General features: G+C 47.7%; 21 protein-coding genes. All 21 read left to right on the forward strand.

Going from position 1 to position 23,858, the window contains the following annotated elements; translation table 11 throughout:
* Positions 1-59 precede the first annotated feature (59 nt).
* The 21 genes from H525_RS25270 to ftsZ all read left to right on the forward strand — a co-directional run bounded on the left by H525_RS25270 (position 60) and on the right by ftsZ (position 23,766).
* On the forward strand, positions 60-617 hold the full coding sequence (locus H525_RS25270) for a TetR/AcrR family transcriptional regulator (RefSeq protein WP_051330696.1): 558 nt from the start codon (positions 60-62) through the stop codon (positions 615-617).
* A 115-nt stretch (positions 618-732) separates the two neighbouring features.
* The gene (bshC, locus tag H525_RS0100130; protein ID WP_027414484.1) at positions 733-2,364 is read left to right on the forward strand and encodes a bacillithiol biosynthesis cysteine-adding enzyme BshC; all 1,632 of its coding nucleotides are present in this window, start codon (positions 733-735) and stop codon (positions 2,362-2,364) included.
* A 23-nt stretch (positions 2,365-2,387) separates the two neighbouring features.
* Positions 2,388-3,650, forward strand: coding sequence for an adenosylhomocysteinase (locus H525_RS0100135; RefSeq protein WP_027414485.1), 1,263 nt, complete (start codon positions 2,388-2,390; stop codon positions 3,648-3,650).
* Positions 3,651-3,838: 188 nt separating this feature from the next.
* Positions 3,839-4,270, forward strand: a complete 432-nt coding sequence (gene mraZ / locus H525_RS0100140) for a division/cell wall cluster transcriptional repressor MraZ (RefSeq protein ID WP_027414486.1) — start codon at positions 3,839-3,841, stop codon at positions 4,268-4,270.
* Positions 4,271-4,294: 24 nt separating this feature from the next.
* Positions 4,295-5,245, forward strand: a complete 951-nt coding sequence (rsmH, locus tag H525_RS0100145; RefSeq protein WP_027414487.1) for a 16S rRNA (cytosine(1402)-N(4))-methyltransferase RsmH — start codon at positions 4,295-4,297, stop codon at positions 5,243-5,245.
* Positions 5,246-5,248: 3 nt separating this feature from the next.
* Positions 5,249-5,614 carry a cell division protein FtsL gene (gene ftsL, locus H525_RS0100150; protein ID WP_027414488.1) on the forward strand — a complete coding sequence of 122 codons (366 nt, stop codon included), beginning with the start codon at positions 5,249-5,251 and terminating at the stop codon, positions 5,612-5,614.
* A gap of 29 nt (positions 5,615-5,643) precedes the next feature.
* Positions 5,644-7,902: a penicillin-binding transpeptidase domain-containing protein gene (locus H525_RS22320; RefSeq protein WP_051330697.1), complete on the forward strand. Its 2,259-nt coding sequence runs from the start codon at positions 5,644-5,646 to the stop codon at positions 7,900-7,902.
* Positions 7,903-7,980: 78 nt separating this feature from the next.
* Positions 7,981-9,894 (forward strand): stage V sporulation protein D, encoded by a 1,914-nt coding sequence (locus H525_RS0100160; RefSeq protein ID WP_027414489.1) that lies wholly within the window; start codon positions 7,981-7,983, stop codon positions 9,892-9,894.
* Positions 9,895-9,986: 92 nt separating this feature from the next.
* Positions 9,987-11,462, forward strand: coding sequence for a UDP-N-acetylmuramoyl-L-alanyl-D-glutamate--2,6-diaminopimelate ligase (locus H525_RS0100165; RefSeq protein WP_027414490.1), 1,476 nt, complete (start codon positions 9,987-9,989; stop codon positions 11,460-11,462).
* Between the two features lie 25 nt (positions 11,463-11,487).
* Positions 11,488-12,450 carry a phospho-N-acetylmuramoyl-pentapeptide-transferase gene (gene mraY / locus H525_RS0100170; RefSeq protein WP_027414491.1) on the forward strand — a complete coding sequence of 321 codons (963 nt, stop codon included), beginning with the start codon at positions 11,488-11,490 and terminating at the stop codon, positions 12,448-12,450.
* A complete protein-coding gene (gene murD, locus H525_RS0100175; protein WP_035099467.1) occupies positions 12,450-13,868 on the forward strand; it encodes a UDP-N-acetylmuramoyl-L-alanine--D-glutamate ligase in 1,419 nt (472 codons plus the stop codon). The genes mraY and murD overlap by 1 nt, the downstream gene beginning before the upstream one ends.
* Before the next feature lie 80 nt (positions 13,869-13,948).
* On the forward strand, positions 13,949-15,040 hold the full coding sequence (gene spoVE / locus H525_RS0100180) for a stage V sporulation protein E (RefSeq protein ID WP_027414493.1): 1,092 nt from the start codon (positions 13,949-13,951) through the stop codon (positions 15,038-15,040).
* Between the two features lie 48 nt (positions 15,041-15,088).
* A complete protein-coding gene (murG, locus tag H525_RS0100185; protein WP_027414494.1) occupies positions 15,089-16,183 on the forward strand; it encodes an undecaprenyldiphospho-muramoylpentapeptide beta-N-acetylglucosaminyltransferase in 1,095 nt (364 codons plus the stop codon).
* Between the two features lie 90 nt (positions 16,184-16,273).
* On the forward strand, positions 16,274-17,179 hold the full coding sequence (gene murB / locus H525_RS0100190; RefSeq protein WP_027414495.1) for a UDP-N-acetylmuramate dehydrogenase: 906 nt from the start codon (positions 16,274-16,276) through the stop codon (positions 17,177-17,179).
* Positions 17,180-17,193: 14 nt separating this feature from the next.
* Entirely contained in the window at positions 17,194-18,474 is a 1,281-nt protein-coding gene (gene murA / locus H525_RS0100195; RefSeq protein ID WP_027414496.1) for a UDP-N-acetylglucosamine 1-carboxyvinyltransferase, read from the forward strand.
* A 72-nt stretch (positions 18,475-18,546) separates the two neighbouring features.
* Entirely contained in the window at positions 18,547-19,353 is an 807-nt protein-coding gene (locus H525_RS0100200; RefSeq protein ID WP_027414497.1) for a cell division protein FtsQ/DivIB, read from the forward strand.
* Positions 19,328-20,071 (forward strand): DUF881 domain-containing protein, encoded by a 744-nt coding sequence (locus H525_RS0100205; protein ID WP_027414498.1) that lies wholly within the window; start codon positions 19,328-19,330, stop codon positions 20,069-20,071. The genes H525_RS0100200 and H525_RS0100205 overlap by 26 nt, the downstream gene beginning before the upstream one ends.
* 14 nt (positions 20,072-20,085) lie before the next feature.
* Positions 20,086-20,817 carry a DUF881 domain-containing protein gene (locus H525_RS0100210; protein ID WP_027414499.1) on the forward strand — a complete coding sequence of 244 codons (732 nt, stop codon included), beginning with the start codon at positions 20,086-20,088 and terminating at the stop codon, positions 20,815-20,817.
* A gap of 4 nt (positions 20,818-20,821) precedes the next feature.
* Positions 20,822-21,184 (forward strand): small basic family protein, encoded by a 363-nt coding sequence (locus H525_RS0100215; protein ID WP_027414500.1) that lies wholly within the window; start codon positions 20,822-20,824, stop codon positions 21,182-21,184.
* Between the two features lie 113 nt (positions 21,185-21,297).
* The gene (gene ftsA / locus H525_RS0100220; RefSeq protein ID WP_027414501.1) at positions 21,298-22,572 is read left to right on the forward strand and encodes a cell division protein FtsA; all 1,275 of its coding nucleotides are present in this window, start codon (positions 21,298-21,300) and stop codon (positions 22,570-22,572) included.
* Positions 22,573-22,608: 36 nt separating this feature from the next.
* Entirely contained in the window at positions 22,609-23,766 is a 1,158-nt protein-coding gene (ftsZ, locus tag H525_RS0100225) for a cell division protein FtsZ (protein ID WP_027414502.1), read from the forward strand.
* Positions 23,767-23,858: the final 92 nt, after the last annotated feature.

Here is a 23,858-nt window from a genome sequence, read left to right on the forward strand (position 1 = left end):
TTCGATTTCCGACTAATATGTTATGATCAGGATATCGAATTGAACGAAGGAGTACACGTATGATCAATTCCTTTCAGAAGCGAATTCTAGCGGCAGCCAATAAAATTTTTATCGATAAAGGATACCAAAATGCGGATATGCGCTCCATTGCAAAGGAAGCCGGGATTGCCGTCGGAACGATTTACAACTATTATCCGAATAAAGCGGTGCTGTATCAGGATATTCTTAATGAAAAATGGCAGGATTTAAGCTCATCAATCATTGCCATTACGGAGGAACCGATTGAACCCATTGAAAAATTGAGCACGATTACCGGTCTTTTATTTCAATTTATCGGGCAGCAATTGAGTATATGGAATGAAATTGTGGAGGATCCGAACCGCTCGGAAATGTGCAAGGACGAAGGACGCCGCGCTTCTGAGCTTGCCCATCAGCAGTTAAACACTTATATGTGCAAGGTGTTTACGGAGTTAGGCCTTACCGGCGATCTGATGGAACGGCATATTCTGATGTACGAAGCTGCTGTCACGTATCTGGGAAAATACTTTTCGCACGAAATGGAGAAAAATCGCCAGTATATTATGCTGTTGATGGAAAAGATGATGCAGACTTCATGAAGGAACGGGCATACCCCGTTTTCTTTTTTTTTATTTAAAAGCTATACTGTATATAGTAAGTTAGTTACTAAATTTTATTAACTGGCAGTTTCAAGAATAAGAGGGGGAACGTTAGGTGCGCGTTGAACAGTTACAGCTTCCTTTAGCGCAAAAACTATCGCATGATTATGTGCATGATTTTTCTAAAGTCAAATCTTTTTATACATACTCTCCTTACGAGGAGGCAAGCTTTAAAAAACGTCTTGACTGGCTGGCCGGCCACCCGGTAGCCCATCGCACACAGCTCGTGGAAGGGCTGCGGGGCTACAATTTCGAGATCGGAAATGACCATCCGCGTGTAATGGAAAATATCGAGCGGCTGTACGGAAACGATACGTATGTTGTGATTGCCGGGCAGCAGGCGGGGATTCTCACCGGACCGCTTTATACCATATATAAAGCCATGACGATTTTGCAAACGGCGAAGGAACAGGAAAAGAATCTGGGCATTCCTGTCGTTCCCGTATTCTGGATCGCCGGAGAAGACCATGACTTTGATGAAGTGAACCATGTGTATACGCAAATAGGCGGAGAAGCAGAGAAAATAAAACTGAACATGGAACCGGTGGACCGGAAATCGGTTTCCCATTTGGACGTTCCACCTGAAACTTTGCGGAATTTTATTGAAACGTTCTTTAATGGACAAATTCAAACGGAACATACAGCAGAGTTAAAACGGCAATTATTCGGGCTGGCTGAAACGTCCCCAACGTTGACGGACTTCTTTGCGCGAATCATGGCCTGGTTTTTTGGAAACCAGGGCCTTATCCTCGTTGATTCGGCATCCGGTTTTATGCGTGAACTTGAAAAAAAGGGATTTTCCCGCGTTATTCGGTATAATGAAGAAATCAATACATGTATTTTTCAGCAGAGTGAGCGGCTTATAGGGGAAGGCTACCATAAGCAGGTGGAAACGACAACCGATAACGCCCAATTCTTTCTCTACCGTGAGGGAAAACGGATGGGCGTGGAACGTCTGCCGGATGGAACGTTTCAGACACGCGACGGCAAAGAGCGGTATTCACCCAAGCAATTGCTGGCCTTACTGAAAGAGAATCCTCAGCAGTTCAGCGCCAATGTTGTAACGCGTCCCCTGATGCAGGAACTGATTTTTCCTACGCTCGCCTTTGTCGGGGGACCGGGCGAAATTGGCTACTGGGGGATGTACCGGAATTATTTCGAACTTCTTGAACTGGAACTGCCCGTAATTTTGCCGCGCGCCACATTTAGTCTCATCGATAGAACCGTTCAGAAATATATGGATAAGTATAAGCTAACGGTAGAAGATGTATTCTTCTCGCTGGCTGAGAAGAAAGCAGATGCCCTGAAAGCGCGGGACACTCTGGGGATTGACGAAAGATTCGAGCAGGTGAAGAGTGAAATTGAGCACTTGTATAAACCTCTCATGGGAGAGCTTACACAGATTGAGAAGGGGTTAAGCCATCTTGGGGAGAAAAACCTGAAACGGATACTTGACCAGGTAAGCTATTACGAACGAAAGGCGCGTGAATCGTTCGCCAACAGGCATGATGTACTGCTTCGCCAGTTCGGCCTGATCGAAAACAGCCTGTTTCCAATGGACAAACCCCAGGAACGTGTTTACAATATATTTTGTTATCTCAATAAATATGGTATGGATTGGTTTACAGAGTTAATAGGGCATTCTTACAGAGTAAACGGGTATCATACCATTGTATGGATCGATTAATTCCAAGCAGGGAGGATAAAAAATTGAATACAGTGAATCAAAGTATCGTTCGGGACATGAACCTGGCGCCAAACGGACATTTAAAAATTGACTGGGTAAAAGAGCACATGCCGGTGTTAAACCGTATTCGTGAACAGTTTGAGAAAGAACAGCCGTTTAAAGGCTTAAAAGTGGCGATTTCCCTTCACCTGGAAGCGAAAACGGCTTATCTGGCGAAAGTGGTGCAAGCGGGTGGAGCCGAAGTAACCATTACAGGAAGCAACCCGCTCTCTACACAGGATGATGTGGCGGCTGCTCTTGTTGAAGACGGCATTACTGTATTTGCCAAATACAATCCGGATCCGCAGGAATACAAGGAACATCTTATCAAAACGCTTGAAACAAAACCTGACCTTATCATCGATGATGGAGGAGATCTTGTAACGATCCTCCACTCGGAAAGACCCGACCTTGCCAGGCAAGTGCGCGGTGGCTGTGAGGAGACAACGACAGGGGTTCTTCGCAATCGGGCGCTTGAAAAATCCGGGAATTTAACGTTCCCGATGATTGCGGTGAATGATGCGTATTGTAAATACCTGTTCGACAACCGATACGGCACAGGGCAATCCGTATGGGATGGCATCAACCGTACGACAAACCTTGTCGTCGCCGGTAAAACGGTCGTTGTTGTCGGATATGGCTGGTGTGGCCGCGGGGTGGCTCTCCGTGCGAAAGGGCTCGGTGCCAAAGTTATCGTTACCGAAATCGACGGCATTAAAGCGATTGAAGCGTATATGGACGGGTTTGAAGTGATGCCGATGATTGAAGCGGCAAAACACGGGGATTATTTTGTAACAGTGACAGGAAACCGCGATGTCATCCGCGGCGAACATATGGCTGTCATGAAAGACGGGGCCATTCTGTCTAATGCCGGCCACTTCGATATCGAAATTAACAAACCTGAACTGGAGGAACTTTCAACGTCGAAGCGGACCGTCCGCAAAGACATTGAAGAATTTGTCAGAAAAGACGGGCGCAAAATTTATCTGCTCGCTGAAGGACGGCTGGTGAATTTGGCGGCAGGGGACGGCCATCCGGCTGAAATCATGGATATGACGTTTGCGCTGCAGGCTGTTTCTCTTGCATATATCAATGAAAAGTACAAAGAGATTGGCAAGAAAGTTTTAAATGTACCTTATGAACTAGACGATAAGGTAGCGCGTTTGAAACTGGAAGCGCTCGGTATAGGGATAGACACATTGACGGAGGAACAGCAGGCATACTTAAACAGTTGGAAAGAAGAATAGGAGATTTTCAGGAGTGTCGAATGGGCATTAGTGCCCATTCGACATTTTTTTTAATCATGATTATTTTCTTCTTCGCAAAAAATCCTATTTTTTATTGAAGGATTTTTTTTTATAATCTAGAATAACCTAAACGTGGTGGAAAGTGGGGCAAAGTGGAGGCCAGGGGTAGAATGGTGGGGTGAAGCGAAATGTTTATGGGGGAATACCAGCATACTATCGATGAAAAAGGCCGCTTAACCATTCCCGCCCGATTTCGTGAAGAGCTTTCCGAGAAATTTGTAGTCACCCGTGGACTGGATAACTGTCTCTTTGTCTATCCGTATGAAGAGTGGAAAACGCTGGAGCGCAAATTAACATCGCTTCCGTTTACACGCTCCGACGTCAGGGCCTTTACACGGCTTCTCTTTTCCGGTGCCACTGAATGTGTGCTTGATAAGCAGGGAAGAGTAAATATACCCGCAACCCTGCGCAAACACGCCCGCTTGGAGAAGGAATGCATTGTGGTGGGGGTTTCAAGCCGTGTGGAGATATGGAGCGAAGAAGTATGGGAGACATACTGCGCTCAGTCCGGCGATTCTTTCAATGAAATTGCCGAGAAAATTGTCGATTTTGATCTATAGGTATTTTTAGTGGGAGGAAGAACGATGTTCCATCACATCACTGTATTGCATCAAGAAGCGGTAGATGGGTTAGCGATTAAGCCTGAAGGGATCTATGTTGACTGCACGCTCGGCGGAGCCGGTCACAGTTCATTAATTGCTTCCAAACTAACGGGAGGTGGACGTTTAATTTCGATCGACCAGGACGAGGTGGCTCTGGAGGCGGCGAAAGAAAAACTTGCTCCTTATATGAATGTTGTCACACTTGTGAAAAGTAATTTTCGACATATTAAACAAGTGTTGGAGAATTTACATATTGTAAAAGTTAATGGCGTTTTGTTCGATTTAGGTGTATCCTCGCCGCAGCTTGATGAAGCGGAACGCGGCTTCAGTTATAATGCAGATGCGCGGCTCGATATGCGAATGGACCAGGAACAGCCGCTGAGTGCATACGAGGTTATAAATGAGTGGCCGGAAGAAAAGATAGCCAACGTCATTTTTACTTATGGGGAAGAGAAATTTTCCCGCCGCATCGCGAGGCAAATTGTGAAACAGCGTGAAAGTGAGCCGATTCAAACGACAGGCGAACTGGTTGACGTAATTAAAAAAGCGATTCCGGCTGCTGCCAGAAGGACAGGTCCCCATCCGGCAAAGCGGACATTCCAGGCGATACGCATTGCGGTCAACGATGAATTAAACGCGTTTCAGGAGGCGTTAGAAGATAGTATAGCCCTGCTGGCACCGGGGGGAAGAGTTAGTGTGATTACATTCCACTCGCTTGAAGACCGGATTTGCAAGCAGACGTACCAGGACTACAGCCGCGGGTGTACATGCCCGCCCGATTTTCCAAAGTGTGTGTGCGGGAATCAGCCTATGATAAAAATTATAACGAGAAAACCGATGATGCCAGGTGAAAACGAACTTGCAGAAAACCCGAGAGCTCGGTCAGCAAAGCTTCGCATTGCTGAAAAGCTGCCATCGGACAGGGAGGGATAAGGTTTGAAATCATACAACCAAGGGAATCTTGCAACCAGCATCCAACAAAATCCAAAACGCAAACAGAAAATATCACAGAAGAAACGGGTGACTGTTCGTTACGGGATCAGCGGCGCGGAGAAATTGACGTACTTTTTTTCTATCCTGTTCCTGGTGGCACTATGTTTGCTGATAACTGCGCGTTATGCTCAAATTTCAAGCTATAATTTCCAAATGATAAAAATGCAAAAAGAGATAAAAACGCTCACGGAAGCAACGGGAGAACTAAGGGTACAAATTGATACATTGAGTCGGCCTGAACGAATTCAGCAGATTGCGGAAAAAATGGGATTGACAAGCAACGACAGTACCGTCCGTGTGGTCAAATAGAATCCCTCGTTTGTAGGAGGAAATAAGAGATGTTAAAGAAACGAATTGTCTGGCGCACGTTATTTTTGGGAGCGGGGTTTACGCTTCTCTTTTTTTTGCTTATTTTGCGTTCCTATTGGATTCAATCGGTCGATAGGCAATTTTACCTTGTGAAGGCAAAGGCTACTTGGGAGAGAAGTGACGCGATTATTCCGAAGCGCGGGGAAATACTGGATCGAAACGGGAAAGTGCTGGCTTACACTGCGAAAGCCTATACGGTGTTGGCCCGCTTGAAGCCCTATTCTAACGATAGCAAGAATGATCGCTACGTAAAGGATCCGGATGGAACAGCTGCAAAACTGGCGCCCATCCTTAACGTAACGAAACAATCTCTGCTGACAAGGCTTACGGATACGACACACGCTCAGGTTGAACTTCGGCCCGGTGGGTGGAAGATTTCAAAAGATGTAGCGGATAAAATTGAACAGCTTAAGCTGCCGGGAATCACGTTATATCCTGATTCCAAGCGCTATTATCCATTCGGTGAAGTCGCTTCGCATATTCTCGGCTATACAAATCTTGACGGCCAGCCGATGATGGGAATTGAAAAGGCGGAGGATAATATTCTAAAGGGCGAAAAAGGCAGCTTTACCATGAAAATCGATAAAAACGGAAACCAGCTGCCAGATGGTGTAGAATCGTATAAATCGGCTGTTGATGGAAAGGATGTCGTGCTTACCATCGACCAGCAGATTCAAAGCTATCTGGAAGAAGCATTGGATAACATCACGGCTCAATATAAGAGCACAGGCGGGATAACTGCTATCGTGGAAAATCCGCAAACCGGAGAGATTCTCGCCATGAGCAGTCGTCCTACCTACAACCCGAATTCGTACTGGAACGGCACAGGTGGGTTTAGCGATCTGGCGATAAATAAAAACTATGAACCCGGATCGACCTTTAAAATTGTGACGCTGTCGGCGGCGATTCAAGAAGGATTGTTTAATGCAAATGATACGTATATGTCAGGGACGTATGACAAAATAAAGGGAAGCGCACCGATTAAAGACCATAACGATGGCGCCGGTTGGGGGCGTATTACGTTTAGGGAAGGGGTCAAGCGCTCCAGTAACGTAGCGTTTGTCATTCTTGGTTATGAACGACTACAGAAACAAAGATTGTTCTCTTATATCCGCAAATTTGGCTTTGGCGCACAGACGGGAATTGAACTGCCAGGTGAAGAAAACGGAATTCTGAACTTTTCCCATCCGTACCCGCGCGATGTCGCATCGATGACGTTTGGGCAGGCGATCGATGTAACAGCGATGCAGATGGTCGCCGCGGGGGGAACGGTGGCAAACGGCGGAAATTTAATGCAGCCCTATTTGATTAAAGGAACACGTGACCCGAATACCGGTCAAATGATCAGCACCAAACAACCCCATGTCGTACGACGGGTCGTATCTGAGGATACCGCTAAGCAGGTGCGTGATCTCTTAGGTGCTGTCGTTAACGAAAAAAATGGTACGGGACAGGCCTATGCGATTCCTGGCTATGAGGTGGCGGGGAAAACCGGAACGGCACAAGTTATGGGGAAAGGAGGATATATGCCTGGCCAATATATTATCTCTTTTCTCGGGTTCGCACCGAAAGACAACCCCAAACTGTTAATGTATATCATGGTCGATCGTCCGCAGGTTGACAATCAGGAAACGGCAGCTAAATCCATTACCGCACCGGTCTTTAAATCCGTGATGGAGAAAAGCCTGCAGTATTTGAAAGAGACACCGGATGCGACGAGCGGCAAAACGATTACAGTAACAGACAATAAAGATGCAACGGTAACCATGCCACCGACGGTAGGGGAAAAGGTAGAGGATGTGAAAAAATCGCTGGGAGTGAGCGGCTTAACGATCGAAACACTTGGAAATGGTCCGACCGTTGTCGGGCAATATCCGAAAGAAGGGGAAGAGCTTTCAAAGGGTGATAAAGTCTATTTGCTTACCTCGAAAGGGGCAGTTAAAATACCTGATTTAACCGGGAAAACACTGCGGGATGTAATGGAAATTTCCAGCCTAATCGGCGTTACGGTTTCGGGTGTGCAAGGAGAAGGGTACGTTGTTTCGCAAAATCCTGCGCCTGGCGTGACGATCAGGCAGGGGGATAGCCTGGCGATTGTGCTGGCCCCTAAATCACAGGTGCCTCCCTCTTCTTCGCCGGCAGATACGAATGCACCTGCTGCACAACCGCAGCCGTCTGTAAAGAAAACCGGTAAAACGAGCAACCCGCAGGTGAATCAAACAAACTAAAGAAAGCCTGTTCTATCTCTTTCCTTGTGCGAATAGGGTTACATTGAGAATACTTTCGCATAAGGGGGAGACTGGAACTTGCGTGTATCAGGAGTCACGGTTAGACGCCGTATTTTCATCGCATTATTGATCGGTGTATTTTTATTTGCCCTTCTCATCGCCCGCCTTGGCTATGTTCAGATATGGAAAGGTAATACTCTGAGCGAAAAAGCGCAGAAATTGTGGAGCCGGGATATGCCTTTCGAAGCAAAGCGGGGCCGCATTTATGACCGGAACGGGACTGCTCTGGCTTATAACATAAGCGTCCCGTCTATTATGGGGATTCCTGTCCAGATTAAGGATCCGGCTGGCACCGCGAAAAAGCTGGCTCCTGTTCTAAAGGTCAGTGAACAGGATATCTATAAAGCCATTACAAAGCGTACTTCGTTAGTACGCGTACCGGGCGGGCGCAGAGTTTCCCAGGCAGTCGCGGACCAGGTACTCGCCCTGAATTTGCCTGGAATCCATGTGGTGGAAGACTCCCGGCGTTTTTATCCGCGGGGTGCGTTTGCTTCCCATATTCTCGGTTTTACCGGAGTGGACAATCAGGGTCTGACTGGCGTAGAAAAAGTGTATGATAAGAAACTGATGGGAACCGACGGCCATATTTCATTTTATACGAATGCCAAAGGCGAGATGATGCCCGGATTAAGTGAAGAATTTACACCACCGAAAGACGGACTTGATTTACACCTTACGATTGATGCCAACATTCAAACCATTCTCGAACGTGAACTTGACCAGGCGATGACTGTTTATCAGCCGGAAGATATTATTTCCATCGCCGTATCGCCAAAAACGGGTGAAGTTCTCGGAATGGCCAGCCGGCCTACGTATGACCCGGGACATTACAAAGACTATCCGTTTGAAACACTAAACCGGAACCTGCCTATTTGGAAAACGTACGAGCCCGGCTCTACATTCAAGATTATTACGCTGGCTGCAGCTCTGCAGGAGGGGAAGGTTAATCTCGATAAAGATACGTTTGACGATCCCGGTTATATAAACGTAGCCGGTGCCATTCTCAAGTGCTGGAAGCGCGGCGGCCACGGGCACCAGACGTTTCTCCAGGGCGTTGAGAATTCCTGCAACCCGGGATTTGTCATTCTCGGGCAGCGGGTGGGCAAGGAGCGCCTCTTTCACTATATTCGCCAATTTGGATTTGGCCAAAAAACAGGTATTGACCTAATGGGTGAAGAAAATGGATTGCTCTTCAATTTAAAAAGAGTAGGGCCTGTCGAACTGGCAACGACATCGTTCGGACAGGGTGTTTCCGTGACACCGATCCAGCAGGTGATGGCCGTATCCGCTGCGATAAATGGCGGAAACCTGATGAAGCCCTATCTTGCGAAATCGTGGATCGATCCGGAAACAGGCAAAACGGTCGAGGTGAACCAGCCAAAATTGGTTCGCCGCGTCATTTCTCCCCAGACATCGGCCGAGGTGCGGCGGGCGCTTGAGAGTGTTGTCGCCAATGGTTCGGGCAGGAATGCTTACATCGACGGCTACCGGGTCGGCGGAAAAACGGGGACTGCGCAGGTGGTGGAGAACGGCGTTTACTCCAGCAGCAAGCATATCGTATCGTTTATCGGGTTTGCACCGGCGGATGATCCGCAAATTATCGTTTATACAGCCGTTAACAATCCAAAAGGCATCCAGTTCGGGGGCGTTGTGGCTGCACCTATTGTCCGAAATATTTTGGAATCTGCGCTGCCATATCTGAAAGTTCCGAAGCGCACGGGCCAAATGGTAAAAAAATATCAGTATCCGGATAAAAAAGTCCTGCAAGTTCCTAATTTTGTAGGTCTGGACCGTAAAGAAATGGGAAATAGTGAGTACACTTTCCCACTGGACGTTGCCGGAAAGGGAGATAAAGTCATATACCAGTCACCGCAGCCGGGAGAACGGGTGGAGGAAGGAACAAAAATCCGCGTCTATCTGGGTGACAAATAAGGCAAAGAGCATTAAAATGAATGCGGGTGTTTATTCTATATAAGTAAGAGGCGGGAATGCCTGCCTCGTTACGGGAAGAAGGGAGAATCTACATGCAGCTAGATGCGTTGCTCGCATTTCTAATAAATTCCCGCTGCGTTGGAAATGCAAATATTGAAATCACCGGACTACAAATAGACTCCCGGAAAATAGAGCCCGGCAATTTATTTATTTGTTTGCCGGGTTTTGCCGTAGACGGTCATGATTATGCGGAGCAGGCGGTAGCGGCAGGTGCAAGCGCCGTTGTCGCCGAGCGCGGCATCAGCGTGAACGCCACGACTGTTTATGTCCCGGATACAAGAAGGGCGATGGCGATCCTTGCCGATCGTTTTTACGGACAGCCTACACACCGGATGAAGGTAATCGGTGTTACCGGGACCAACGGAAAAACGACAACGACACACCTTATCCAGAAAGTGTTGAATGATGCCGGTCATCCTGCCGGAATTATCGGAACGATTGAAATGCGAATGGGACAGGAAGGAAAGCCGGTAAAAAATACGACACCCGAAGCGGTGGATCTGCAGCAGGCGTTTCATTGGATGGCAGAACAGGGAGCGGAGTACGCGGCCATTGAGGTATCCTCCCACGCACTCGATATGGGAAGAGTGCGCGGAGTCCGCTTTACAACCGCCGTTTTTACAAACCTGACGCAGGATCATCTCGATTACCACGTCACGATGGAAAAATATCGCGATGCAAAAGGACTGCTATTTTCTCAGCTTGGCAATGAATATGATAAGGACCAAATGAAATACGCCGTGCTAAACAGCGATGATGAAGCGAGTGACACATACGCACGCATCACTTCAGCACAGGTGATTACATACGGGATTTCCTCCCGGGCGGACGTTATGGCGCGCAATATCTCCATATCACCGTCCGGGACCAGTTTCACCTTGGATACGTTTGCCGGTAGCGTTCCGCTTCATTTAAAGATGATCGGCAACTTTAACGTGTACAATGCCCTTGCCGCAGCGGCGGCCTGCCTGGCGGAAGGAATCTCTCTCGAACAGATTAAGCGAAGCTTAGAAGAAATGGAAGGCGTCCGCGGGCGTTTTGAGCGGGTTGACGGGGGACAGGAGTATACTGTCATCGTCGACTACGCGCATACGCCTGATAGCCTGGAAAGTGTGTTACAGACCGTCCGTGATTTTGCGAAGCGGGACGTATATTGTATCGTTGGCTGTGGTGGAGATCGCGACCGGACAAAACGGCCGATTATGGCGCGGGTAGCTGCGGCTTACGCCGACCTGGCTGTGCTGACTTCAGACAATCCGCGCTCAGAAGACCCGGAAGCGATCCTGGCAGATATGATGGCCGGGCTTGCGGATGTACCTGACCGGAAATATGTAACGATGGTGGACCGCAGGGAAGCGATCCGGTACGCCATCGGGCAGGCAAAGCCCGGAGACGTTATTATCATAGCGGGCAAAGGCCATGAAACGTATCAGATTATTAAAGACCGCGTACTTCACTTCGATGATAAAGAAGAGGCCATGCTCGCGATTAACGAAAGAGAAAAGTAGGGTGAGATAGAAAGGAGGCAGGGGAATGTTGGTCAGAATTTTATTCTTTTCCATTGCCGCGGCTTTTCTCATTGCTGTCGTGTTAGCACCTCTCTTCATCCCCATTCTTAGGCGCTTGAAGTTTGGCCAGGCAATTCGGGAAGAAGGTCCGAAAGGTCACCAGAAAAAAGCCGGGACACCGACAATGGGCGGAATCATTATTTTGCTCGCGCTTACGTTTACCGTAGTCAAATTTGCCAATCAGTCGGTGGAAGTATTCTTATTATTGTTTATTACGCTTGGGTACGGTCTTATCGGATTTTTAGACGATTTCATTAAAATCATGCGCAAGCGCAATTTAGGCCTTACAGCCAAACAAAAGCTCATCGGCCAATTGCTGATTGGCGGTATATTTTATTACGTGTATATCAGGAGCGGATTTCCTACAACGATTTCCATTCCAGGTACGAGAATTGGAATTGACCTCGGATTGATGTACCTGCCGCTTGTCATTATTATGACACTTGGTTCCTCGAACGCTGTCAACCTCACCGATGGCCTCGACGGGCTGCTGGCGGGTACGAGCGCCATTGCATTTAGCGCGTATGCCGTGATCGCCTGGGTGAACAGCCAGATGGACATTGCCATCTTCTCGGCGGCGATTGTCGGTGCGGTGTTAGGTTTTCTGGTGTTTAATGCCCATCCGGCGAAGGTATTTATGGGGGATACCGGGTCGCTTGCCCTTGGGGGTGCTCTGGCGGGTATCGCAATCCTCACGAAAACGGAAATTCTGCTTGTTATTATCGGCGGTGTATTTGTTGTCGAGACACTGTCCGTTATTATCCAGGTACTGTCTTTCAAAACACGAAAAAAACGGGTATTTCGCATGAGCCCGATTCACCACCACTACGAGCTTGGCGGCTGGTCCGAATGGCGGGTTGTTGTTACGTTCTGGCTGGCGGGATTGGTGTGTGCGGGTCTTGGGGTATATATTGAGGTGTTAAACTAATGTCCATAGAAAAAGGTAAAAAATATAGCGGAAAAAAAATAGTGATTCTTGGCCTGGCCAAAAGCGGCGCGGCTGTCGCAAAGCTTGTGCAGCGGTGCGGGGCAGAGGTCATTGTCAACGATAAAAAGAGCCGGGAAGAATCACCGGAAGCGGCGGAACTTGAAAAATTGGGTATTACGGTGATTTGCGGAGAACACCCGGAAGATTTGATCAATCAAACGATTGACCTCGTTATTAAAAATCCGGGAATTCCTTACTCAATTTTACCGGTTGAAAAGGCGATATCCCTTGGCATTCCGGTCGTGACGGAAATCGAAATAGCATATGAACTGTCCGATGCCCCGATTATTGGCATCACAGGGTCCAATGGAAAAACGACGACAACAACACTTGTCGGAGAGATTTTACATAATGGCGGCCTTTCCCCGGTTGTCGCGGGCAATATCGGTACGGTACTCAGCGAACAGGCAGTTTCTGTAAAATCTGACCAAATCCTTGTCGCTGAATTAAGCAGCTTCCAGTTAAAAGGAACCCGTGCGTTTCATCCGGCGATAGCCTGCCTTTTGAATGTATATGACGCCCATCTTGACTACCATAAAACGAAAGAAGACTATATACATAGCAAAATGAAGTTGTTTGCCAATCAGTGTCCGGAAGACGTTGCCGTGCTTAATTATGACAATAATGTATGCCGCATGGCTTCCAGGCAGATAAAATCCACGCTTCTCTGGTTCAGCCTCGGCGAGCCTGTTGAGCAGGGAAGTTATATCGACAACGGTTTTGTAATGTGGAAACGCCCTGAGGCCGGTTCACTCGCCGAACGTATGGCTCATACGCCTCTGATCGAGAAAATCATAGCGGTGGATGACATTGCACTGCCGGGGTCGCATAACCTGGAAAATGTGCTGGCATCCGTATGTATTGCGAAAGCCGCAGGAGTGGATGCAGAGAAAATCGCCGGTATACTCCGGACATTTACAGGGGTCGAGCACCGTCTTGAATTCGTGACGGAGGTGGAAGGCGTTAAATATTACAATGACTCAAAAGCGACGAACCCGGAGGCGGCCACCCGCGCGCTGCGCGCATTTTCGGCGCCAATTGTGCTGATTGCCGGGGGGCTTGACCGGGGCATTGACTTTAAAGAACTCGTTCCTGTTTTTTCGGAAAGGGTAAAGGGAATCATCGTATATGGTCAAACGGCGGAAAAATTATCCGCGCGAGCCCGTGAAGCAGGGATTAATAATATCAAGTGCGTCGATACTGTTACTGATGCGGTTGCGGCTGCTCACCTCATGGCTCAAGCAGGAGATATTGTTCTTTTGTCGCCGGCATGTGCAAGCTGGGACATGTACAAATCGTTTGAAGAGCGGGGAAGCATGTTTAAGCAATCTGTGCATAAGCTTAAAACAAGCCGGTAGTTCGTCCGCTTTGTCCTTGTTTTCTTTATCAGGTGATCACGGCGGAACCGGTTAATCCAGTTACGGTAGAGGTGTTCTCCTTGACAAAGACCCGTTCAACTCCTGATGTTATGATCATTGTTGTAACATTTATTCTATTAGCGGTTGGCGTCGTGATGGTTTATAGTTCCAGCGCCGTTGTCGCGGCACAGAAAGGCGACCCTTTCTTTTTCACCAAACGGCAGATGATTTTTGCCGGTCTGGGAATTATTACTATGTTTATAACGATGAACGTTGATTACTGGGTTTGGAAAAGATGGGCAAAGTCAGGGCTTATCATTTGCTTTGTTCTGCTTGTTGTGGTTTTGCTTATCGGACGGGAAGTCAACGGTGCGAAGAGCTGGCTCGGGGTCGGAGCTTTCGGCATTCAGCCGGCTGAGTTTACGAAGCTGGCCATGGCCGTTTTTCTTGCCAAGTGGCTTTCCGATAATCAAAAAGAAATCGTTTCTTTTACAAAAGGGCTCGTTCCGACTCTTGGCATCATCTGCCTTGCTTTCGGCATGATCATGCTGCAGCCGGATTTAGGAACGGGCACGGTGCTGCTTGGAACATCAGTGTTAATGATTTTTATTGCCGGGGCGAGAATGCAGCATCTCCTTGGACTGGGGTTGCTCGGAATTATCGGTTTTGCAGGCCTTATCCTGGCCGCCCCTTACCGAATGCAGCGAATTACCGCTTTTATCGACCCATGGCAGGATCCGCTAGGCAAAGGCTATCAGTTGATTCAGTCCCTCTATGCGATAGGTCCCGGAGGAATTATGGGGCTGGGGATCGGGATGAGCCGACAGAAATTCCTTTATCTTCCCGAACCTTATAATGATTTTATTTTTTCGATTCTTGCCGAAGAGCTGGGTCTGATCGGCGGTACAACTGTGCTTTTACTGTTCCTGCTTTTGCTTTGGCGGGGTATGAGGGTGGCTGTTACGGCACCCGATTTATTCGGCAGTTTGCTTGCCGCAGGCATTGTTGGAATGGTTGCAATTCAGGTGGTCATTAACGTAGGAGTTGTAACCGGGTTGTTTCCGGTGACCGGCATTACGCTCCCGTTTTTAAGCTATGGTGGCTCCTCTCTCACCTTAATGCTAACAGGAATCGGTGTTCTGCTTAACATTTCCCGCTATTCAAGAGCATAGCGGGAAATTTGCAGTTAAGAAGACTATGATTGGAGTGGTGGTAGATAGATGAAGATGGTAATCAGCGGGGGAGGAACCGGAGGGCATATTTATCCTGCGCTCGCTCTTGTGAAAGAAGTCATGAGCCGGGAACCCGATTCAAAGGTTTTGTACATCGGGACACAGGAAGGATTAGAGGCAGACCTTGTTCCAAAGGAAGGGATCCCTTTTCAGTCGGTTTATATTACCGGCTTTAAACGGAGCCTTTCCTTTGATAATGTAAAAACGATCTGGCGATTTATTAAGGCAACCCGCCGCGCTAAACAGTTGATTCGCGATTTTAATCCGGACGTCGTCGTCGGGACGGGCGGCTATGTTTGCGGCCCGGTTGTCTATGCTGCTCACTCGATAGGAATCCCGACTCTTATCCATGAACAAAACGTGATTCCCGGCTTAACCAATAAATTTTTATCCCGATATTCGAACTGCATTGCTGCCAGTTTCTCGGGTTCGTCTTCCTATTTTCCAAAAGAGAAAACGGTGGTAACGGGTAATCCGCGGGCTACAGAGGTAGCTCAGGCGGATGGCAGCAGAGGCCGTCAATCATTAGATTTGCCGACGGGCAAAAAATATATTCTCATTGTCGGCGGCAGCCGGGGGGCGAGGGCCATTAATGAAGCGGTAGCAGACATGATTCCGATGATGGCTGAACATCCGGACTACTTTTTTATCTATGTGACGGGCGAGATCCATTATGAGAAAGTCATAGAGGACATCCGCGCGTCAAAACCTGCCAATCTGCTGGTGCGGCCGTTTATTTATAACATGCCTGAAGTGCTGGCGGGGATCGATTTAATTGTCAATCGGGCGGGAGCTTCGTTTTTGGCTGAAATCACGTCGCTCGGCCTGCCTTCCATTTTGATCCCTTCCCCTTATGTAACGAACAATCACCAGGAAAAGAACGCGCGCTGGTTGGAAAGCCAGGGTGCAACTCGGGTGATTCTTGAATCTGAGCTGTCCGGCAGCAAACTGCTGTCTTCGATTGACGCAATCCTGCGGGACAGCGGTACGGAACGGCACATGCGCGAAGCATCCAAATCACTTGGCCTTCCTCATGCGGCCACACTTGTTTATAATCAATTAAAATCAATTGCGAAGGGTTAAATGTAACACTGTAGCGTTTAAGGGCATACGTTATTCTAGGCACGTGACCCATTGGCTTCAGTGTGAGGCATTCGAAAAGGAGGTTCTCGCTTGCAGAAACTGACCAAAGAGCTGATCGAGGCGAATATCGGAACAGTACTTACAAATGAACCGCTCGCTAACCATACAACCTGGAAAATTGGCGGTCCGGCGGATATCCTGATAGAACCTACAGATAAAGTGGCGCTTTCCCGCAGTATGAAAATCGTTCATAAGTATCAGGTACCGTGGCAAGTGCTTGGCAGAGGTTCCAATGTGCTTGTGCGCGATGGAGGAATACGCGGTGTAGTGTATAAGCTGGCAAACGGATTCAGTCATCTGTCTTTTCAAGATGATGAGGTGTACGCGGGTGCAGGTTATTCATTTATCCGATTGGCGGTGATGGCAGGGAAAGAAGGGCTAACGGGCCTTGAATTCGCCGGCGGTATTCCAGGTACTGTTGGAGGGGCTGTCTATATGAATGCCGGGGCGCATGGATCCGATGTATCACGTATTCTGAAATATGCTGAAGTGTTGCTTGACAATGGAGAGGTGATGCAGATGACACCTGAGTCTCTGGCCTTTAGTTATCGGACGTCTGTGCTTCAAAAAACAAGGGGAATTGTTACAGAAGCCGTGTTTAAGCTTGCACATGGGGATCGAAAGGAAATTGCGCGCCAAATGGCTACGCATAAAGATCGCAGACGCCTTACGCAGCCCTTAACGATGCCGTGCGCCGGAAGTGTGTTTCGCAATCCACCGGGGGATCATGCGGGCCGCTTAATTGAAAGTTCGGGACTAAAAGGCTTTACTTTGGGGGGGGCTCAAGTATCGGAAAAACATGCCAATTTCATCGTCAACCGCGGCAATGCTACCGCACAGGACGTCCTTAACCTGATGGAACACGTCATGGATGTCGTGGAAGAAAAGTTTCACGTGAGGCTTGTTCCGGAAGTACTGGTGGTGGGCGAGGGGTAAACGGAGGTGAAAAGTTGGATACATTCGCAATCAAAGGTGGTGTTCCTCTATACGGCGGGCTGCGCGTGCAAGGAGCCAAAAACGCGGCGCTGCCGATTCTTGCCGCAACGATACTAGCGGGAGGGAGCTATACCATCTATGATGTACCCCATCTCTTAGATATTAAAGTTATGCTCGAAATTCTATCTACGCTCGGGGCAACGTATGTTCATAAAGATTCAACGGTCCATGTGGACACAACAAATCTCACATCCGCCTATATACCACACGAACTAATGGGCCAGATGCGTTCATCGATTTTTCTGATGGGACCGCTGCTCGGACGCTGTGGTGAAATTGTATTGTCACGGCCGGGTGGGTGTGCGATAGGTGAGAGAAGAATTAATCTCCACTTTAAGGGATTAGAAGCACTTGGAGCGACCATTGTAGAGGAAGAAGGCTTTATTCATTGCAAGGCTGATAAATTAAAGGGCAACGCTGTTTTTTTAGATTATCCAAGCGTGGGAGCAACTGAGAATATAATGATGGCAGCGGTTCGCGCAGAAGGAGAAACCATTATTTACAACGCGGCTCGGGAGCCTGAAATTGTTGACCTGCAGAATTTCCTGAACCAGCTCGGTGCCCGGGTCCGCGGGGCCGGATCGGATACGATTGTCGTCAGCGGAACCAAACACCTTCATTCGATTGATTACAAGGTCATTCCTGATCGGATCGTAGCGGGAACCCTCTTGCTGGCTTCCGCGATTACGAAAGGTGAAATCGAATTGCACAATGTGAATCCGCAGCACATGATTTCACTTCTTGATATTACCGGGCAATGCGGTGTTGAAATCGAATATGCCCATGATATAATGAAAGTAAAGTCGAAGAAAGATTTTAAGGCAATTAATCGGATTGTTACAGCTCCCTATCCCGGTTTTCCTACAGATATGCAGGCTCAGACTATGGCATTCCTGTCTGTTGCTCAGGGCTGCAGCATTATAAAAGAGACTGTCTTTGAGGGAAGATTCAGGCATGTCACCGAGCTCAACCGTTTGGGAGCGGACATTTATGTGGATTTAAACACTGCGTTTATCCGTGGAGTACCAAGGCTGTCGGGCGCGACCGTGGAAGCAACGGATTTACGGGCGGGTGCGGCATTGATTATTGCCGCTCTGGCTGCCGAAGGAGAAACGAGGGTAACGGAAGCATACCATATAGATCGCGGATATGACACGATTGAAAAACAATTTTCCTGCCTGGGGGCTCGAATTACACGGATGGAAAACGACTCTTTTCATTCAACAGGTATATGATTTACATGGAGCGGCATATCTAGCGTATGCCGCTTTTCTAAGTTTTTGAAGGGTAATCCGGAGGATAACGGTATGGCACAAATAGAAAAAATCCCGCATTTACGTGAGGAAAAGCGAAAAAAAAATACAAATCGGGCACTGCTGACTCTGCTGTTTTTATTTTTTATCGTAATGCTGCTCATTCTCTTTTTTCGCTCGTCGATCAGCAAATTGCAGGAAATCACCGTGACGGGAAACCAATATGTGACCAAAGAAGAAGTTATTAAAAATTCGGGGCTTGCCTATCAGATGCAGTTCCTATTTATTGATAAAGAAAAAGTGGCCAAGTCGATTCTTGCTGCGCTGCCGGCCATAGAAAAGGTAGACGTAAGCAAACAGTTCCCGGGAAAAGTAGAACTGCTTGTAAAGGAACGCCGACAGGTGGCTCTTATTATGGAGAAGGATGGTCATTTATATCCGATTACCGATAACGGGGTTGAATTGAAAGGCCGTCAAATCTTTGCGGAAATGGGTGACAAGCCAATCGTTCGATCCTGGGATCAACCTGCGCTTCTGCCTCAGCTTGCAGAAGAACTGACAAAAGTAAATCCAGCCGTCGACCAGCTTATATCGGAAATTCGTCTCGCTTCGCAAAAAGACGAGATGGGGCGCCTCGTGCTCTACATGAAAGACGGATATGAGGTACATACGACCCTCCAGAACTTTTCGCAATATATGGAATGGTATCCTTCCTTTGTAGAAAGTTTAAAAAAGGAAGGAAAAACAGAAGGAATTATTAATCTATCAGAGGTGAAATATTTTGAACCCTACCCACAGCAGCCCGCACAGCCGCATGGAAAGCCGCAGCAACAAAGTGACAACCAAGCTAAAAGTCCGTAGGATTCACGTGTATTTTACCCTGGTGCTTCTCGTTTTTGGATTTATTGTTGCGTATTCGTTTCAATTTACGAGAAATGAATTGAAAGATTCATCTGTCAGCGTGGATAATGAATGGGACAAGAAGGTGGCTTTAAATGAGAGGATTATCCATGAAAAGGAAAAGAATGCGGAACTCGCGGACAGGCTGGAGAAGATAAGAGAACAAGTTAACAAAAAAGAAAAAGACTTATCGGCACGGCAGCTTGTTTCTCAACAAACGGTACGCCAATTGGATACGCTGCGGATGCGGGCCGGATTGGTGCCCGTTATAGGCCCGGGTGTGACGGTTACGCTTGCTGACAGCAAAAATGCCCGCACCATGACAGACGTCGCCAACGGAATTGTCCATGACAAGAACATCCGCGATGTAGTTAATGAATTGTTCGCGGCCGGAGCGGAAGGCGTTTCGGTAAACGACCAGAGACTCGTAACGAATTCTACCGTTCGCTGCGTGGGACCCACGATTATCGTGAACGACACCAAGCTGGCGCCGCCATTTGTCGTACGGGCGATTGGCAATAAAGATACGCTGATGACCGCTCTGGAAATGCCCGGCGGTGTCATTGATGTATTAAAACAGAGAACGGTTGATGTACAGGTCGTCAAATCGGATAAAATTGAACTTCCCGGTTTTATAGGCGAAACGAAAGACGCATCCTCCGCCGGAAATCCCGGGTAGAAAGGGGTAAACTCATGAAAAATAATCGGCAGGTCCCATTCATAATCACAATAATTAGTATTATCATTGGGTTCATGTTAGCCATTCAGTATCAGTCTAATAATACTACCCACGCTGCGGAAAATCAGGATGTGACCCAGTTGCGTCAGGGTCTGCAGAAAGAAATGGAACAGCACCAAAAGCTGTTGGGTGATATTGATAAATATGACCACTTACTCTATGAATATGATGCATCGATGAGTGAGGGTGATAGTTTAAAAGTTATTCAGGATGAACTGGATCGCATTAAAAAGGACAGTGGATTTTCGGAGATGAAAGGCCCGGGAATTGAGGCTTCCATCGATGAGGGGTCTGTCCGCACAGGCAATAACGACGGAATCCAGTCGCCGGTAAATGACGAGGATTTGCTCGATCTCTCAAGCATGCTGTTCTCAAACGGTGCGAAGGCAATATCCATTAATGGCCACCGTATCATCAACACCACCTCAATCCGCCTTGTAGGAGAGACGATTCAAATTGATACGCACCCGATTAGTATGCCCTATGTCGTTAAGGCGATTGGGGAGCCGCAAAGCCTTGAAGCTGCTTTAAAACTTCCTCTTGCAGACGGAGCGTCAATGGAAGATTGGTTCCAATTTTTAAATAAACGTTTTACTGTGAAAAAAATGGACGATGAGATTGTTCCGGCCTATGATGGGGAAATGAACGTACACTATATGAAGCCGGTCGAAAAAGGAGCATCGTAAGGTTATGTGGCTACCTATATTAGGTTTAATTATCGGGGTCGTACTTGGCTTATCCTTTGAGTTTCAAGTCCCTGAGGAATACCGTAATTATCTTTCTATTGCTGTGCTGGCTGCGCTTGACACCGTTTTTGGGGGAATTCGGGCGTATTTGCAAAATTTCTTCGATATCAAGGTGTTTATGTCAGGCTTTTTCTTCAATACATTGCTCGCAGCGGGTCTGGCTTTTCTCGGCGTATACATGGGAATCGATTTGTATCTTGCCGCTATTTTCGCGTTTGGTGTGAGGCTTTTTAACAACATTGCCGTCATCCGCCGCATCCTCATCGGTCGCTGGTTTGGGGATAAAGAAGACGATACAATATTGTAACACATTGAACTAAAAAATTTATTGCTGAAAAAAAGGGAAACCACATGTTGTGTGGAAATAGAAATGATAGAATACCTGTGCAGTTGCACAGTGTTTGAGGGAGGTGCCAGAAATTGAACAACAACGATTATATTATCAGCCTAGATATCGGTACATCCAAGGTTAGAGTAATCATTGGAGAAATCAATGGGGGAACCATTAATATTTTAGGTGTTGGGATCTCCGACTCGCATGGGATTAAAAAAGGTGCGATTGTAGATATTGATGAAACCGTTCAAGCCATTAGAGATGCAGTTAGCCAGGCAGAAAGAATGGTAGATATATCGATTAGCCAGGTGATTGTAGGAATATCTGGTAACCATATTCAATTGCAGCCGAGCCGGGGTGTTGTTGCCGTATCGAGTGAAAATCGTGAAATTGGCGATGACGATATTGAGCGGGTAATGAAAGCAGCCCAAGTAGTAGCGATACCTCCTGAGCGAGAAATTATTGACGTTGTTCCCATTCAATTTATTGTTGACGGCCTCGGCGAGATTAGTGATCCACGAGGGATGATAGGCGTGCGTCTTGAAATGGATGGGACGATTATAACGGGTTCTAAAACCGTCATACATAATCTTGTACGATGTATAGAACGAGCCGGTTTGTCCATTGCCGGAATGTTTCTCATGCCGCTGGCAGCCAGTGAAATTGCTCTTACGAAGGATGAAAAGAATCTAGGTGTAGTGCTGCTCGATATCGGTGCAGGGTCTACAACGGTTTCCGTCTTTGAAATGGGCACGCTCAGTGCGTTTTCCGTTCTCCCTATTGGCGGTGACTATATTACAAACGATATCGCGATCGGTTTTCGAACTACTTCCGAGGTGGCCAAGCAGGTCAAGACGAAGCATGGATGCGCGCTTGTTGATGATGCCAGTGAAGATGAACGCTTTAAAGTGAAGCGAATCGGCAGTGATGTTGAAAAGGAATTTTCTCAGGTTGATTTGGCAAATGTTATTGAGCCGCGGGCAGCGGAGATTTTTAACCTCGTAGAAGACGAATTACTGACACTTGGTTATGACACAAATATACCGAACGGGTTTGTGTTAACGGGGGGAGTTGCGAATATCCCGGGTTTGTTAGAGCTTGGGCGTGAGGAGTTGCGTGCTCCTGTGCGGATTGCCCTTCCCGACTATATTGGTGTTAGAGATCCTTCCTATACAACCGGAGTGGGATTAATTAAGTATGCGTCAAAGTACATGCAGCAGTCTTCACACCAGCTAGAAGCGAAAGCAGGTCCGGCGAAAAGTGTAAGAAAACAAGCGCCGGTGAAAGCAGCCCCGAAAGAACCGAAAGAAAATGGTGGAATGTTTGACAAAGTGAAGAACTGGTTCAGTGAGTTCATTTAGTACTGTTTGCATGATAAGTGAGGGGGACTTTAATACATGTTGGATTTTGATTTAGAAATGGACACGCTTGCGCAGATAAAAGTGATTGGTGTGGGAGGCGGTGGAAGCAACGCCGTGAATCGCATGATCGAAGGTGGGATTCAAGGCGTTGAATTCATCGCTGTTAATACTGATTATCAGGCGCTTAATCTTTCGAGAGCACAGCATAAATTACAAATTGGCGGTAAATTGACGCGCGGACTCGGAGCGGGTGCCAATCCGGAAGTCGGAAAGAAGGCTGCAGAAGAAAGCAGAGAGCAGATTGAAAATGCTCTGCGCGGTGCGGATATGGTTTTTGTGACAGCCGGAATGGGAGGCGGCACCGGAACAGGCGCTGCCCCTGTCATAGCGGAAATTGCGAAGGAAATCGGAGCGCTCACCGTTGGAGTCGTAACCCGCCCGTTCACGTTCGAAGGAAGAAAGCGAGCGCTCCAGGCGGAAAACGGAATTTCTTCCCTTAAAGAAAAGGTGGATACGCTCATTGTTATCCCGAATGACCGTTTACTGGAGATTGTGGACAAAAATACCCCGATGCTTGAGGCGTTCCGCGAAGCGGACAATGTGCTGCGCCAGGGAGTTCAGGGGATTTCCGACCTGATTGCCGTGCCTGGACTTATCAATCTGGACTTTGCGGATGTAAAAACCATAATGACCGAGAGAGGTTCCGCCCTCATGGGAATCGGAATTTCGACAGGGGAGAATAGAGCCTCAGAAGCTGCGAAGAGGGCGATCTGTAGCCCGCTGCTTGAAACTTCAATCGACGGGGCGCGCGGTGTGCTAATGAACATCACGGGCGGAGCAAACTTAAGTCTGTATGAAGTGAATGAAGCCGCAGATATTGTAGCATCGGCAGCCGATGCGGAAGTAAATATGATATTCGGTGCCGTTATTAATGAGAATTTGAAGGATGAAATTGTAGTCACCGTTATTGCGACGGGTTTTGAAGATGCGCAGCAGCAGGTGAACCGTCGCCCGCAGCTCCAACATGCAGGTTCAAAAAATGTACCAAGGCAGCAACCGCAGCAGCCGGTACCGCCGGATGATGTGCCTCGTATCGATCCCCGTCCCACTGTAACGGGAAGCAGCGAAAATAACCCTGATTTGTATAATCTCGATATTCCAACATTCCTGCGCAACCGTCGCCGCAAAAAGTAAATCATGCACAACATAAAAGCCAGTATCTTTAAACCAAGATGCTGGCTTTTATGTTGTGTCATGGCCGACGTAAAATCTCACTCGCAGACCTC

The organism is Aneurinibacillus terranovensis DSM 18919, from assembly GCF_000430625.1.
Taxonomy (GTDB): domain Bacteria; phylum Bacillota; class Bacilli; order Aneurinibacillales; family Aneurinibacillaceae; genus Aneurinibacillus_B; species Aneurinibacillus_B terranovensis.